General features: G+C 64.5%; 12 protein-coding genes and 2 pseudogenes. 8 read left to right on the forward strand and 6 right to left on the reverse strand.

Annotation, left to right across the window (positions count from 1 at the left end):
• Positions 1–7: 7 nt before the first annotated feature.
• The 6 genes from HAP41_RS28385 to HAP41_RS28410 all read left to right on the forward strand — a co-directional run bounded on the left by HAP41_RS28385 (position 8) and on the right by HAP41_RS28410 (position 4,807).
• The gene (locus HAP41_RS28385; protein WP_166095537.1) at positions 8–658 is read left to right on the forward strand and encodes an amino acid ABC transporter permease; all 651 of its coding nucleotides are present in this window, start codon (positions 8–10) and stop codon (positions 656–658) included.
• The gene (locus HAP41_RS28390; RefSeq protein ID WP_166095534.1) at positions 645–1,373 is read left to right on the forward strand and encodes an amino acid ABC transporter ATP-binding protein; all 729 of its coding nucleotides are present in this window, start codon (positions 645–647) and stop codon (positions 1,371–1,373) included. The genes HAP41_RS28385 and HAP41_RS28390 overlap by 14 nt, the downstream gene beginning before the upstream one ends.
• A 31-nt stretch (positions 1,374–1,404) precedes the next feature.
• Positions 1,405–2,202, forward strand: a complete 798-nt coding sequence (locus HAP41_RS28395) for a transporter substrate-binding domain-containing protein (protein WP_166095524.1) — start codon at positions 1,405–1,407, stop codon at positions 2,200–2,202.
• Positions 2,203–2,260: 58 nt separating this feature from the next.
• Complete coding sequence (locus tag HAP41_RS28400) at positions 2,261–2,605, forward strand: RidA family protein (protein ID WP_166095512.1); 345 nt, start codon at positions 2,261–2,263, stop codon at positions 2,603–2,605.
• Between the two features lie 67 nt (positions 2,606–2,672).
• On the forward strand, positions 2,673–3,701 hold the full coding sequence (locus HAP41_RS28405) for a succinylglutamate desuccinylase/aspartoacylase family protein (protein ID WP_166095507.1): 1,029 nt from the start codon (positions 2,673–2,675) through the stop codon (positions 3,699–3,701).
• Positions 3,702–3,742: 41 nt separating this feature from the next.
• Positions 3,743–4,807 carry a LacI family DNA-binding transcriptional regulator gene (locus tag HAP41_RS28410; protein ID WP_166095504.1) on the forward strand — a complete coding sequence of 355 codons (1,065 nt, stop codon included), beginning with the start codon at positions 3,743–3,745 and terminating at the stop codon, positions 4,805–4,807.
• A gap of 10 nt (positions 4,808–4,817) precedes the next feature.
• On the opposite strand, the gene HAP41_RS28415 is transcribed toward HAP41_RS28410, so the two are convergent.
• The 6 genes and pseudogenes from HAP41_RS28415 to guaB all read right to left on the reverse strand — a co-directional run bounded on the left by HAP41_RS28415 (position 4,818) and on the right by guaB (position 11,384).
• On the reverse strand, positions 4,818–5,144 hold the full coding sequence (locus HAP41_RS28415) for a hypothetical protein (RefSeq protein WP_166095501.1): 327 nt from the start codon (positions 5,142–5,144) through the stop codon (positions 4,818–4,820).
• Positions 5,129–5,964: pseudogene (locus tag HAP41_RS28420) on the reverse strand (IS5 family transposase). The gene HAP41_RS28415 and the pseudogene HAP41_RS28420 overlap by 16 nt, the downstream one beginning before the upstream one ends.
• An 88-nt stretch (positions 5,965–6,052) precedes the next feature.
• Positions 6,053–7,489, reverse strand: a complete 1,437-nt coding sequence (locus HAP41_RS28425; protein WP_166105738.1) for an IS701 family transposase — start codon at positions 7,487–7,489, stop codon at positions 6,053–6,055.
• Positions 7,490–7,593: 104 nt separating this feature from the next.
• Positions 7,594–8,429, reverse strand: a pseudogene (locus HAP41_RS28430) (IS5 family transposase).
• A 249-nt stretch (positions 8,430–8,678) separates the two neighbouring features.
• A complete protein-coding gene (locus HAP41_RS28435; protein WP_166095494.1) occupies positions 8,679–9,692 on the reverse strand; it encodes an NADPH-dependent curcumin/dihydrocurcumin reductase in 1,014 nt (337 codons plus the stop codon).
• A gap of 198 nt (positions 9,693–9,890) precedes the next feature.
• Positions 9,891–11,384, reverse strand: a complete 1,494-nt coding sequence (gene guaB, locus HAP41_RS28440; RefSeq protein WP_166095491.1) for an IMP dehydrogenase — start codon at positions 11,382–11,384, stop codon at positions 9,891–9,893.
• A gap of 471 nt (positions 11,385–11,855) precedes the next feature.
• Here guaB and HAP41_RS28445 point away from each other — a divergent pair, with 471 nt between their 5' ends.
• Together HAP41_RS28445 and HAP41_RS28450 are read left to right on the forward strand one after the other, a co-directional pair.
• Positions 11,856–13,346, forward strand: a complete 1,491-nt coding sequence (locus HAP41_RS28445; protein WP_071914852.1) for an MFS transporter — start codon at positions 11,856–11,858, stop codon at positions 13,344–13,346.
• 173 nt (positions 13,347–13,519) lie between these two features.
• Positions 13,520–14,203, forward strand: a complete 684-nt coding sequence (locus tag HAP41_RS28450; RefSeq protein WP_166095482.1) for a VIT1/CCC1 transporter family protein — start codon at positions 13,520–13,522, stop codon at positions 14,201–14,203.
• Positions 14,204–14,278 lie beyond the last annotated feature (75 nt).

Genomic DNA, 14,278 nt, shown 5'->3' on the forward strand with positions numbered 1-14,278 from the left:
GAAAGCGATGCGATCCTTCACCCTCATCGATTTCGTCTCGCTGTTCGCGGCGCTGCGCTGGACAGTTGCGCTGGTCGTGCTCGCGCTCGCCTTCGGTGCGCCGCTGGCGCTGGCGCTCGCCACGGGCCGCATCAGCCGCGTCGCCGGCCTGCGCTGGACGATGGCGGCGTGCATCCAGGTGATCCAGAGCGTGCCGCTGCTCGGGCTGCTGTTCTTCTTCTATTTCGGCATGCCGATGTTCCTGGGCATCCAGGTGCCGGCCCTCGTTGCCGTCACCGTCGCCTACACGCTCTACACCGCCGCCTTCCTCGGCGAGATCTGGCGCGGCGGGCTGGAAGCCGTGAAGCAGGCGCAATGGGAGGCAGGCAGCTGTCTCGGCCTCTCGGCCTGGCAGCAATTCCGTCACATCATCGCGCCGCAGGCGCTGCGGCTGTCGCTGCCGCCGACCGTCGGATTCCTGGTGCAGCTCATCAAGGGCACCTCGCTCGCCTCGATCCTCGGCTTCGTCGAGCTTGCCCGCGCCGGGCAAGTGGTGAGCGCGGCGACGTTCCAGCCGCTGCTCACCTACGCGCTGGTCGCCGCGATCTATTTCGCGCTGTGCCTGCCGCTCACGCTCTGGTCCCGCTCTCTGGAGGCCCGCCTCGATGGCTCTCGTTGAAATCCGCGACGTGCACAAGACATTCGGCAAGGTCGAGGTGCTCAAGGGCGTCTCGCTCGACGTCGAGGAAGGCGAAATCGTCACGATCATCGGCCGCTCCGGCTCGGGCAAGTCGACCCTGCTCCGCTGCATCAATGCGCTGGAGAGCGTCGATTCCGGCGAGATCCGCGTCGAGGGCGAGAAGGTCCACGCCAGGATGCCTGACCTGAAGGCATTCCGTCAGCGCGTCGGCATCGTGTTCCAGGCTTTCAATTTGTTTCCGCATCTGAAAGTCGAGCGCAACATCACGCTCGCTCCGCTCCTCACCGGCCGTATCGACAAGGCCCGCGCGCGGGCGCTGGCCGAGGACGTGCTGACCAGGGTCGGCCTCGCCGACAAGATCGACGCCTGGCCGGAGCAGCTCTCCGGCGGCCAGCAGCAGCGCGTCGCCATCGCGCGCTGCCTCGCCATGGCCCCTCACCTCATGCTGTTCGACGAGGTCACCTCCGCGCTTGACCCCGAGCTCGTCGGCGAAGTCCTGAAGGTGATGGAGGCGATGGCGAAGCAGGGCATGACCATGATCCTCGTCACTCACGAGATGGGCTTTGCCCGCAACGTCGCCGACCGCATCGTCTTCATGCATCAGGGCCGCGTCTGGGAACAGGGAACGCCGGCAAAGCTGTTCGCCAATCCTGAAACCCCCGAGCTCGCCAGCTTCATCGCGTCCGCCAAATAACCATCCACCAATCCCCGATCAGGAGAGAGCCATGACACCACTGAAATCCCTCTTTGCGATCGCAGCCACCGCGCTCGCCGTGCTCGCTGCCCCCACTCTCGCGCAAGCCGACAAGCTCCAGGACGTGCTCGGCGCGGGCAAGCTGCGCGTCGGCCTGCTGACCGATGCCGCGCCGTGGGGCTTCAAGGACGACAAGGGCGAGATCGCGGGCCTCGACGCCGATCTCGCCCGGCTGATCGCCGCCGACATGGGCGTGAAGCTCGAGCTCGTGCCGGTGACGGGCGCAGCGCGCATCCCGAGCCTGCTCTCCGACAAGATCGATATCCTGATCGCGGGCCTCGGCGCGACGCCCGAGCACGCCCAGCAGGTGATGTTCTCGCAGCCCTATGCGGTGGTGAATCTCGGCGTCTATGGCGCCAAGGCAATTCCGGCCGCGACCGGCAAGAAGCCCGACAATCTCGATGGCCGCAGCGTTGCGGTGGCCAAGGGCTCGACGCTCGACGTCTGGCTCACCGACAACGCGCCGAAGGTGAAGCTGGTGCGCTTCGAGGACACGCCGGCCGCGCTCGCCGCGTTTCTCGCAGGACAAGCCGACACCTTTGCCGAGAACAGTGCCATCGCGTTGAAGGTTCAGGACCAGAACCCGACCAAGGAGGTCGAGCTGAAATTCCTGATCCGCCAGTCGCCAGCCCATGTCGGCGTGCGCCAGGGCGAGCAGAACTTGCTCAACTGGATCAACACCGACATCTTCTTCAACAAGCTCAACGGCAAGCTCGGCGCACTTCAGCTGAAATGGTTCAAGGAAGAGCAGACGCTGCCGACGCTGTGAACTAGCACACGGCTCCCGCACCAATGTGGGAGCCAAGCTTCACGAGGAGAATTTTGAGATGATCAAACGTTACGTCGTCGGCTCGCGCATGAGCCAGGCCGTCGCCGCCGGCGGTATGGTGCACATCGCCGGCCAGGTCGCTGACGACCGCAAGGCCGGCATCGTGTCGCAGACCCAGCAGGTGCTCGCCAAGATCGACGCGTTGCTGAAGGAAGCGGGCTCCGACCGGTCGAAGCTAATCGCGGTCAACGTCTTCCTGCCTCATATCACCGACTTCGACACCATGAACTCGGTCTACGATGCCTGGATCGATCCGGCCAACCCGCCGGCCCGCGCCTGCGTCGAAGCCCGCCTCGCCGATCCCGACCTGCGCGTCGAGATGACCGTTGTCGCCTTGCTGTAAAGCCAAGGCACCGCCACCCTTTCAACCTTTGGCCGGCGCCGGCGACGGCGCGGCCGCGAGGCAAGCCATGCATACCGGACTTTTCCACGAGATCGATTTCGAGAAAGACCAGAAATGGTCGGGCCATCTCGGCATTCCCTTCTCGATCGATCGCTCCCCCTACTACCAGCTCAAGATCCCGATCTTCCGGATCAGGAACGGCGCCGGGCCAAAACTGCTTTTGATGGCCGGCAATCACGGCGACGAATATGAGGGCGAGATCGCGCTGACGCGGCTGTATCGCCGGCTCGATGCAAAGGACGTCAAAGGCGAGATCACCATCCTGCCCTTCGCCAATTGGCCGGCCGTGATGGCGGCGCGGCGCCGCTCGCCGCTCGACGAAGGCAACCTCAACCGCGCCTTCCCCGGCGATGCCGCGGGCACGCCGACGTTCCGGCTTGCGCACTTCCTCGAGCACGAGCTGTTTCCGCGGCACGAAGTCGTCTTCGACATCCATTCCGGCGGCACCTCGATGGCGCATGTGCCTTGCGCGCTGATCGAGCGGCAGGGCACGCCCGAGATGTTCGGCCACGCGCTGCGCCTGATGGAGGGGTTGGGGATGCCCTTCGCCTTCGTCGCCGAAAACGGCGCGACCGCTCCGACCTCGATGGCCGCGGCTGCACGCGCCGGCGCGATCGGGCTCTCCGGTGAATTCGGCGGCGGCGGCACCGTCACGCCGCAGACCATGGCGCTCACGGCGCGCGCGATCGACCGGCTGTTGCTCGCGCTCAGCATCGTCCAGGCGCCGGTGCTGGGCCCTCACGCGCCGGTCGAGCGCGCCACCGAATTGCTGGCGCTGCAAAGCCATGCGCAGGCGGTGTTCGCGACCCGTCGCGGCTGGTTCGAGCCCGCCGTCATGGTCGGCACGCGGGTTGCGGCCGGCGACGTCGCCGGCTGGTACCATGATTTCGAGCGCCCGGAGCTGCCGGAAGAGGTGCTGCGCTTCCCCGCCGACGGCATCGTGATCTCGCAGCGCCTGCACACCGACAGCCAGAGCGGCGACTGCCTGGTCCAGGTCGGCCGCGCGCTGTCGCGCGACGAGCTGCCGGCGCGCTGAGTTTTGGAGACGATACCGACTGCGATTACACTCGGGATTCGATGACCGATCCGGCAAAGCCGACCTATGACGACGTTGTGCGCATTCCAGCGCCGCCCGGCCGCGCCAGCGCGAGCGGGCGGCCGCCGCGCATCGAGGAGGTCGCGGAGCGTGCGGGCGTCGCGCCGATCACGGTGTCGCGGGTGCTACGCCACCCCGAGAAGGTCAATCGCGAGACTCGCGAGCGTATCCTCGAAGTGATCGAGGCGACCGGTTACGCCTCCAACCCGCATGCGCGCGCGCTGCGCTCGGGGCGCTCGAATGTGGTGATGGCCTTCGTCTCCAACATTCTCAGCCAGCAGTTCGGGCTCGCGGTGCGCAGCTTCGCCGCCACGCTGGAGCCGGAAGGCTTCGAGGTGCTGGTCGGCCAGACCTCCTACTCCTATGCCAAGGAAGTCGCGATGATCCATTCGCTGCGCGGCATCCGCCCCGCAGCAGCGATGTTCACCGGCGTGATCGAGCTCGAGGAGAATCGCGCCGCGCTGCTCGAGCTCGGCATTCCCGTGATCGAGACCTGGGCGTTTCCGCGCGACCCCATCGACATGCTGGTCGGCCTGCCCAATGCGGATGCCGGCGCGATGGCGGCGCGCAGGCTGGCTGAGGGCGGACATCGCCGCGTCGCCTTCATCGGACGCAGCAGCGGCCGTGGCGCGCTGCGCCGCGACGGTTTTCGGGACGCAGCGGCAAAGCTCGGCCTCAAGATCGTCCACGAGATCGGCGTCGGTGAGATCACGGGCCTCGTCGACGGCCGCGCCGCCTTCACCGCCCTGCTCGAACGCGGCGGCGACGTCGATGCGGTGTTCTGCGCCAACGATCTGCTCGCGACCGGCGCGCTGATCGAGGCCCGCGCCCGCGGCCTCTCGGTGCCGCGCGATCTGGCGCTGCTCGGCTTCGGCGACAACGACGTCGCCGATCAGATCACGCCCGGTCTCACCACCATCTCGTTCGATGCGGCGGCCGTGGGACGGATCGCGGGCGAACTGCTTCTGGCGCGGCTATCAGGCACGCCGCGCGCCGAGCAGCGGCTCGCCGTCGAGCTGTTCCTGGTCGAGCGCGGCAGCGTCTGAGGATCGCGGATCAGGCGATGGTCTTGAGATCCTGCTGGATCGCAGCCAGCAGCGATTGCAGCGCATCGCTGTTCACCGGCCTCGCCTCCGCCTTCGCAGGCTGGACCTTGTCAGGCTGCGCAGCTTTGCCCGGACGTTTCGGGAATGGCGGTGGTGGCGCCGGCATCGCGGCTGGCGTGAAATCGCCCTCCTCGTCGACGTGGACGAACTTGCCATGGATGACGTCGTCGCGACGGCCCATGACGAACAGGGTCGCCCAATAGCCGGCAGCCAGAAGGATTACGCTGAAAATACCAATCTCTAAGAGTCTGTCCGGAAAGATTACCTTGGATTGCATAGCTTTCGCAGCATGAGTCGGATGGAGGCCAGCTTGAGAAAGGCGAGCGCCCTGTGATTGAAGCATTCCCAATCTTTGGACAGTCTTCGGCATCGCCCGAGCCAGGCAAAGGTACGCTCGACGATCCAGCGTTTGGGCAAGACGACGAAACGGTGAGCCTGATCGGAGCGTTTGACGATTTCGAGGTTCACGCGCTTCAGAGCGCTACGCAGCCCCTTCTGGAAATGTGGCCCTTGATATCCGCCGTCGGCGTAGAGCTTCAGAAGAAAGGGATAGAGGCCGAACAACGTTGCCATCAGGAGCACGCCGCCGTCGCGATCCTGGATGTCCGCCGCATGCACGATGGCGTGCATCAAGAGGCCTTGCGTGTCGACGAGAATGTGCCGCTTCTTGCCCTTGATCTTCTTGCCCGCGTCGTAGCCATGGAGATCATGAGGCCCCCTTTTTCAGCGCTTTTCACGCTCTGGCTATCGATGATGGCGGCGGTGGGAGAAGCCTCGCGCTCGGCCCTTTCGCGACATTCGACATAGAGGGCGTGATGAATTTTATCGAGCGTGCCGTTCCAGCTCCACAGATCGAAGTAGCCATACAGCGTCGAGCGCGGCGGCAGGTCCTTGGGGATCGCGCGCCACTGGCAACCTGTGCTCAGGATGTACATCAGCCCGTTGGCAATCTCGCGCAGGTCCACCGTACGCTTGTTGCCGCCGCGCTTGGCCGGCGGGATGCGAGGCGCGATCAGCGCCCACTCCTCGTCGGTCAAGTCGCTCGGATAGCGCAGGCGGCTGCGGTCGTAGCGTGCACGGTTCTCGGTAGTCCACATTGGCGGCGCGTCCCCATCGAATCAGGCCGCTCACCTTGAATCACAACCGATTCATTCGACTCAACATGTTTTGGAACAGACACTAATCTTACTGCGTCACAAACGGTGGTCTGTGAAATGGGCGAACTTGATTGCACAACAAGGACATCTCGACAACGTTCGGACCAGCCCTTGTTCGAGTCGCCGTCGCATCGTCGTGATCGAATTTGGAATGTGACGTTGGGTCCGTAGCGGCAGAACCGCGGGGTCTGTAATCCGCGGAAACGCGAGCGAGCGGGATCGGCCGGGCGCGCCGAGCGCCCGAGGGGGGAAACGCCTCCCGCTCGGAGATCAGGAATCCGAAGGCTGCAATGCACATCGTTGCGTGATGATGAAAGCCGCGCCAGCCGCGTCCCTCGAAGTGGCCAAGCCCGACCTCCTGCTTGAGTTCCTGATAGTCGCGTTCGATGCGCCAGCGCAATTTAGCCGTCTCTACGAGAGTCCGGAATGCCACATCCTCCGGCAATGTCGAGAGCCAGTATTTGGTAGGCTGGTCCTCGCCTTTCGGCCATTCGATCAGCAACCATTCCTCCAACCGCTGGGTGGTTTGCCAATAATCACGGTGCGCGGCACGGACCCGCACGCGGGCAAAGCGCGAGCTCAGCTTTTCGTTCGTTCCTTGCCGCCACGTGATGGTGCGCCAAGCTTTGGCCGGCAGGCCGATCGCGAGCGCTTTAACGGCGGCCGGCCGACGCTGACGGTTGCGGCGCATCAGTTTCGGGGGACGGCCGCGGCCCGACCATGGCTTCGGCGGCAAGGGACCGGTGCCGGGCGCCCATACCGTTGTGCTCGACAGAAGACCCGCCACATAGGTCAATCCCAGCGCCGTGATCTCCGTGCGCAGATCGCTGTTGTTGCCATAGCCCGCGTCCATCAGCACGACACCACGCGGAAGGCCGGTCGCACAGGCCCACCGCAACTGCTCCAGCGCGATCTCCGGCTTGGTCCGGAAGCCGACTTCGGCAGGAATGCCCACCTTGCGCCGCCGATCGCAATCCTCAGTCCATTCCTTCGGAAGATAAAGGCGGTAGGCAACAGGCAGGCTGGCGTGGTGATTGGCAATCGATAATGACACCGCCACCTGGCAATTATCCTGCTTGCCGAGCTGCCCGCAATATTGCCGTGCAACTCCAACCGAATGTCGCCCCTGCTTGGGAAATCCGGTGTCATCGATGATCCAAGCTTCGATCGGGCCCTGGCGTTCGATCGCCGGCAGGACCATCTCTCGTACCTTGCCCAGCACCTTCTCATCCGACCAGGCGCCGCTGCCGACGAAATGCAGCAGCGATTGATGTTGGGCGGCCGTCCGTTCCGGAGCCGTCATCGCCGCCATTGGCTCCACGCTCTTACGACCGCCACAGGCCATGAGGCCGACGCGATAGTCGCGCAGCGGTGCCTTCCGATCAGCATGACCGATGACGCTGGCAAGCCCTTCCAAATACGTCGCAAATCGCATCTCACTGGTCTTGGTGCCACGCCCGCTCATGTAGCCTCCTCGGCTGATGGTCCATGCTTCAACCATCGCTGATTCCGGCCGGATAAAGCCTGCGGTTTTGTGACTCAGTCGTACTAAGAGTCTGTCCGGAAAGATTACCTTGGATTGCATAGCTTTCGCAGCATGAGTCGGATGGAGGCCAGCTTGAGAAAGGCGAGCGCCCTGTGATTGAAGCATTCCCAATCTTTGGACAGTCTTCGGCATCGCCCGAGCCAGGCAAAGGTACGCTCGACGATCCAGCGTTTGGGCAAGACGACGAAACGGTGAGCCTGATCGGAGCGTTTGACGATTTCGAGGTTCACGCGCTTCAGAGCGCTACGCAGCCCCTTCTGGAAATGTGGCCCTTGATATCCGCCGTCGGCGTAGAGCTTCAGAAGAAAGGGATAGAGGCCGAACAACGTTGCCATCAGGAGCACGCCGCCGTCGCGATCCTGGATGTCCGCCGCATGCACGATGGCGTGCATCAAGAGGCCTTGCGTGTCGACGAGAATGTGCCGCTTCTTGCCCTTGATCTTCTTGCCCGCGTCGTAGCCATGGAGATCATGAGGCCCCCTTTTTCAGCGCTTTTCACGCTCTGGCTATCGATGATGGCGGCGGTGGGAGAAGCCTCGCGCTCGGCCCTTTCGCGACATTCGACATAGAGGGCGTGATGAATTTTATCGAGCGTGCCGTTCCAGCTCCACAGATCGAAGTAGCCATACAGCGTCGAGCGCGGCGGCAGGTCCTTGGGGATCGCGCGCCACTGGCAACCTGTGCTCAGGATGTACATCAGCCCGTTGGCAATCTCGCGCAGGTCCACCGTACGCTTGTTGCCGCCGCGCTTGGCCGGCGGGATGCGAGGCGCGATCAGCGCCCACTCCTCGTCGGTCAAGTCGCTCGGATAGCGCAGGCGGCTGCGGTCGTAGCGTGCACGGTTCTCGGTAGTCCACATTGGCGGCGCGTCCCCATCGAATCAGGCCGCTCACCTTGAATCACAACCGATTCATTCGACTCAACATGTTTTGGAACAGACACTAACATCGCAGCACCTAAAATATGCGCGATGATTCAATGCCTTCGCTCAGCCGTCAATGAACCGACGGTCACACCTGCGGCTTTTGCGGGCAGGTGTGGCCGATCGGTCACTCTTTGTTAACCATCGATGTCCGGGGTGTGACGCCCTTGCAACTAGGCCTTGCAGTTAAGCTTTGTCCGGCCCCACCCGCACCAGCTGCTTGCCGAAATTGGCGCCCTTCAGGAGCCCCATGAAGGCGCCGGGCGCGCTGTCCAGGCCCTCGGTGACGAACTCCTTGTACTTGACCTTGCCGTCGCGGACCCAGGTGGACATGTCGCGCAGGAAGTCGCCATGGCGGGAGGCGAAGTCGGAGACGATGAAGCCGCGGAAGGTGAGCCGCTTGGTCAGCGTCGCGCGCATCATCGCTGCGGCCCATTTCGGCGGCTTGGCCTCGGTGTCGTTGTAATGGGCGATCAGGCCGCAAACCGGCACGCGCGCGAACGGATTGAGCAGCGGGAACACCGCCTCGAACACGGCGCCGCCGACATTCTCGAAATAGACGTCGATGCCTTTCGGGCAGGCAAACTTCAGCTTCGCGGCGAAATCGGTTTCGCGGTGATCGAGGCAGGCATCGAAGCCGAGCTCCTTCACCACGTAGTCGCACTTGTCCTTGCCGCCGGCGATGCCGACTGCGCGCGCGCCCTTGATCTTCGCGATCTGGCCGACGGCCGAGCCGACCGCACCGGAGGCACCGGCGACGACGACGGTCTCGCCTTCCTGCGGCTTGCCGATGTCGAGCAGGCCCGTATAGGCGGTCATGCCGAGCACGCCGATGGAGGTCGAGATCGGACCGAGCTTCGGATCTACCTTGATCAAGCCCTTGCCGTTGGAGATCGCGTGCGACTGCCAGCCGGTACGGGCGCGCACGATGTCGCCCTTGGCGAAATCAGGATTGTTGGAGGCCGCGACCTCGCTGACCGCCTCGCCTTCCATCACGCCGCCGACCGGCACAGGTGCTGCGTAGGACGGACCGTCACTCATGCGCCCGCGCATATAGGGATCGAGCGAGAGCCAGATCGTGCGCAGCAGGACTTCACCTGCGCCGGGCGCCGGAATCGCGAATTCCTCCAGACGAAAATCGGATGGCTTGGGTTCACCGACGGGACGTGCGGCGAGAACGATGCGTTTTGCTTGGGACATGATGGCTTCCTCCGGATTTTGTTTCGACCGGACGGAAGCGGAGGGAAAGGAGCGCGTCAATACAAAAGCACACTCTCGCTGTCATCGCCCGCGAAGGCGGGCGATCCAGTATTCCGAGACGCCTGTGATTGAGCCGAATGGCCGCGGAGTACTGGATGCCCCGGTCAAGCCGGGGCATGACAGCGGTGTGCGGAGCGCCTAACCCGCGCCCGGATAGTTCGGGCTCTCGCGCGTGATCGTGACGTCGTGGACGTGGCTTTCGCGCAGGCCCGCGCCGGTGATGCGGACGAACTGGGCCTTGTCGTGCAGGTCCTTCATGTCCTTTGCGCCGACATAGCCCATCGCGGCGCGCAAGCCGCCGGCGAGCTGGTGCATGACGTTGCCGACCGGGCCCTTGTAGGGCACCTGGCCCTCGATGCCTTCAGGCACGAGCTTGAGCGTGTCCTTGATGTCCTGCTGGAAATAGCGGTCGGCCGAACCGCGCGCCATCGCCCCGACCGAGCCCATGCCGCGATAGGCCTTGTAGGAACGGCCCTGCCACAAGAACACTTCGCCGGGGGTCTCGTCGGTGCCGGCGAGCAGCGAGCCGACCATGGCGATGTCGGCGCCGGCGGCGAGCGCTTTCGCAAGGTCGCCGGAGAACTTGATACCGCCATCGGCAATAACGGGAATGTCGGATTTCTTTGCAGCCTCGACCGCATCCATGATCGCGGTGAGCTGGGGAACGCCGACGCCGGCGACGATGCGGGTGGTGCAGATCGAGCCCGGGCCGATGCCGACCTTGATGCAGTCCGCGCCCGCATCGATCAGCGCCTGCGCGCCCTCGGTGGTGGCGACGTTGCCGGCAACGACCTGCACGGAGTTGGACAGACGCTTGATGCGATTGACCGCATGCAGCACGTGGCGGGAATGGCCGTGTGCGGTGTCGACGACGACGAGATCGACGCCGGCATCGATCAGCCGCTCGGTGCGCTCGAAGCCGGTGTCGCCGACGGTGGTGGCGGCGGCGACGCGCAGGCGGCCCTGCGCATCCTTGCAGGCGAGCGGATGAGCGACCGCCTTCTCCATGTCCTTTACGGTGATCAGGCCGACGCAGCGATATTGCTCGTCGACCACGAGCAGCTTCTCGATGCGATGCTGGTGCAGCATCCGCCGCGCCTCGTCCTGGCTGACGTTCTCGCGCACCGTGACGAGGCTGTCATGCGTCATCAGCTCGGAGACTTTTTGCCGGCGGTCGGTGGCAAACCGCACGTCGCGGTTGGTGAGGATGCCGACCAGCTTGCCGGGCGTATTCTTGCTCGCACCGGTGACGACGGGAATGCCGGAGATGCCGTGGTCGCTCATCAGCTTGAGCGCATCGTCGAGCGTGGCGTCAGGGCTGATGGTGAGCGGGTTCACCACCATGCCCGACTCGTAGCGCTTGACCTGCCGGACCTGGGCGGCCTGCCCTTCGGGATCGAAATTGCGGTGGATGACGCCGAGGCCGCCGGCCTGCGCCATGGCGATCGCCATGCGGGCTTCGGTGACCGTGTCCATGGCGGAGGCCATGATCGGGATGTTGAGCGGAATGGCGCGGGTGACGCGGGAGCGGATGTCGACCTCGCCCGGCATGACGTCCGACAGGCCCGGCTTCAACAGCACGTCGTCGAACGTAAAGGCTTCGCGAATGCCTTGAAGTTGCACCGTGGCCATCTGCCAACTCCTTCCTGCGGCCCTGCCGCAAATAGCTATGGATGAGCGCCGCCCTCAGCGTGCCTTGCGGCATCGCCGGAGAATCGGAGCCCATCGGTGGGGTTGACGCGGGTCGATAGCACGGCCACGCGACGAATCAAAGCAAATCGGACCGCCGGCCAGCCATGCACAGGCATTTTAAGTAAATTCGGCGTGGATGGCCGGGCGGCGGCCACCCCTTGGCATTCCCCCGGCGCGACGAAGTCGCGAGCCCGGAATCCATCCCGCAGCGGTCTGTGGGGCCCGATGGATTCCGGGCCCGCCAAGGGGCGCGCCCCGGAATGACGAGGGAGCGCGTACACCCGCCGGCGAGGGTCACACCGTTGTTACGCAGGATTTAGGTGCTATGCGTTGATCCGCAATGGTCCCGGCGGGGCGGCGGTGATAAGCCGCAAGTCCACCTTTCCTTCTGATTTTCATTACCAATCCGTCATGGTCGACAAGCAACGCGTCATCCCGCTGATCGTGGCCACCGCTCTCTTTATGGAGAATATGGATTCGACGGTGATCGCCACCTCGCTGCCCGCGATCGCGGCCGACATCGGCACGAGCCCGCTGACGCTCAAGCTTGCCATCACCTCCTATCTGCTGTCGCTCGCGGTGTTCATCCCGGCGAGCGGCTGGACTGCGGACCGTTTCGGCGCGCGCATGGTGTTCGCGATCGCGGTCGGCGTGTTCATGGTCGGCTCGATCGGCTGCGCACTCTCGACCTCCGTCACCGATTTCGTATTCGCGCGCATCCTTCAGGGCATGGGCGGGGCGATGATGACGCCGGTCGGACGCCTGGTGCTGCTGCGCTCGGTCGACAAGAGCGCGCTGGTCAACGCGATGGCCTGGGTGACGGTCCCTGCCCTCATCGGGCCCGTGATCGGCCCGCCGCTCGGCGGCTTCATCACGACCTATGCGTCATGGCACTGGATCTTCCTGATCAACATTCCGATCGGGCTGCTCGGCATCTTCATGGCCTTGCGTTTCATCGATCCCATCAAGAGCGAGACGCGGGAACCGTTCGATCTTTACGGCATGGTGCTCGCAGGCGTTGGCCTCGCCGGCATCGCGTTCGGTCTGTCCGTCGCCGGGCTCAACCTTCTGCCCTGGAGCACGGTCGCGGCGCTGGTCGTGGGCGGAGCGATCTCGATGACACTGTACGTCCTGCACGCGCGGCGGACGGGTTCGCCGGTGCTGGATTTTTCGCTGCTGAAGCTGCCGACGCTGCGCGCGGCCGTTTTCGGCGGCTTCATGTTCCGGCTCGGCATCGGCGCGCTACCGTTCCTGCTTCCGCTGCTGATGCAGATCGGATTCGGGCTGTCGCCCTTCCATTCCGGCCTCGTCACCTTCGGCTCCTCGCTCGGCGCCATGGGCATGAAGACGCTGGCCGCGCGCATCATCCGCACCTTCGGCTTCCGCAATTTGATGACGGTGAACGCGATCGTCAGCGCGTTCTTCCTCGGCGTCTGCGCGCTGTTCACGGTGACGACGCCGCTGCTCATCATCTTGGTGATCCTGGTGGTCGGCGGCTTCTTCCGCTCGCTGGAGTTCACCGCGATCAACACGGTGGCCTATGCCGACGTCGAGACCGCGCAGATGAGCCGCGCCACCACGCTGGTCAGCGTCAACCAGCAGCTCGCGGTCTCCGCCGGCGTCGCGGTCGGCGCGGCCTGCGTGGAAACGACGATGTGGTTCAACCATGTCAGCGAGATCGACGCCACCGTGTTCGCGCCGGCCTTCGTCGTGATCGCGCTGACCTCGGCGGCGTCGAGCTGGTTCTTCTGGCAGATGCCCGCCGATGCCGGCCACGAGATCTCCGGCCGCAAGGCGGTGGAGATCGCCAGCCGCAAGGGGGCCGCAAAGAGCGCCGCGACCGCCGCCGTCAAGACGGCGACGGAGGATACGCAGGACGTGCGGGATCAAAGGCTGGGGTAAAGCGCTATCAGGCCCGAGCGACGTCGGTCAGAACCCGACGTCGTAAAATCGTCCACGATGTGGCGGGCACGGGCGGCCTCCCCCGGCCGGTCGGCCCAGCACTCGTGCCCAGCCGCCTTGACCTAGCTCAAGGAGCGAAAGCCGGACATGAGCCTCGATGACACCTGCAAACGGTGATCGAAGACCAAGCCATGGCTCTATTGGGACCGGATACTCCGTTCGGGGACGTACTTGATCCGATGGAACGGATCTCGGAGACTTTGTTCGGACTGATCATGGCCCTTACCTTCATCTGCTCGCTTGGTGTCGCGACCGGGACCAATATCAATGTTCAGACGATGCTGGTCGGTGCGCTCGGCTGCAACCTCGCCTGGGGCATCGTTGACGGCGGTCTTTATCTGCTGGCGCGCATCAATGACCGGGGAGACAAGATTCTGACCCTCCGCGCGATCCGCAAGGCGCCGGATCCCGAAGCAGCGCGCCGCGTCATTGCCGACGCACTGCCGCCGGAATTGTCGGCCATGCTGCCCGTAGAGCAATTGGAATCGCTGCGGCAACGGTTGCAACAATTGCCTGAGCCGGCTCCCGGTCCAGGGCTGACGAAGCGTGACTGGATCGGAGCGCTCGGCCTTTGCCTGCTGAGCTTCCTGTCGACCTTCCCGGTGGTCATCCCGTTCCTGTTCCTGAGCGATGCCAGACTGGCGCTGCGCGTCTCCTATGCCGTCGCCATCGTGATGCTGTTCTGTTGCGGTTACGTGTTCGGGGTTCGCAGCGGGCTGCGGCCTTCAGTGGCGGGACTTGCGATGGTGGCTGTCGGTAGTACGCTGGTTGGCATCGCGGTCGCTCTGGGAGGATGATCGACTTGCGGCGACACGAAGCATCGTTTCGGGGTGCAAGCGGCGCCTTATTTGCCGCGCTGGCCGGATTGTGGC

The sequence above is a fragment of the Bradyrhizobium barranii subsp. apii genome (assembly GCF_011516635.5).
Classification (GTDB): domain Bacteria; phylum Pseudomonadota; class Alphaproteobacteria; order Rhizobiales; family Xanthobacteraceae; genus Bradyrhizobium; species Bradyrhizobium barranii.

Bases quoted from the DNA above. Each gene is read 5' to 3' on its own strand.
- HAP41_RS28385 (WP_166095537.1), top strand. From the start codon at position 8: ATGCGATCCTTCACCCTCATCGATTTCGTCTCGCTGTTCGCGGCGCTG.
- HAP41_RS28390 (WP_166095534.1), top strand. From the start codon at position 645: ATGGCTCTCGTTGAAATCCGCGACGTGCACAAGACATTCGGCAAGGTC.
- HAP41_RS28395 (WP_166095524.1), top strand. From the start codon at position 1,405: ATGACACCACTGAAATCCCTCTTTGCGATCGCAGCCACCGCGCTCGCC.
- HAP41_RS28400 (WP_166095512.1), top strand. From the start codon at position 2,261: ATGATCAAACGTTACGTCGTCGGCTCGCGCATGAGCCAGGCCGTCGCC.
- HAP41_RS28405 (WP_166095507.1), top strand. From the start codon at position 2,673: ATGCATACCGGACTTTTCCACGAGATCGATTTCGAGAAAGACCAGAAA.
- HAP41_RS28410 (WP_166095504.1), top strand. From the start codon at position 3,743: ATGACCGATCCGGCAAAGCCGACCTATGACGACGTTGTGCGCATTCCA.
- HAP41_RS28415 (WP_166095501.1), bottom strand. From the start codon at position 5,144: ATGCAATCCAAGGTAATCTTTCCGGACAGACTCTTAGAGATTGGTATT.
- HAP41_RS28425 (WP_166105738.1), bottom strand. From the start codon at position 7,489: ATGAGCGGGCGTGGCACCAAGACCAGTGAGATGCGATTTGCGACGTAT.
- HAP41_RS28435 (WP_166095494.1), bottom strand. From the start codon at position 9,692: ATGTCCCAAGCAAAACGCATCGTTCTCGCCGCACGTCCCGTCGGTGAA.
- guaB (WP_166095491.1), bottom strand. From the start codon at position 11,384: ATGGCCACGGTGCAACTTCAAGGCATTCGCGAAGCCTTTACGTTCGAC.
- HAP41_RS28445 (WP_071914852.1), top strand. From the start codon at position 11,856: ATGGTCGACAAGCAACGCGTCATCCCGCTGATCGTGGCCACCGCTCTC.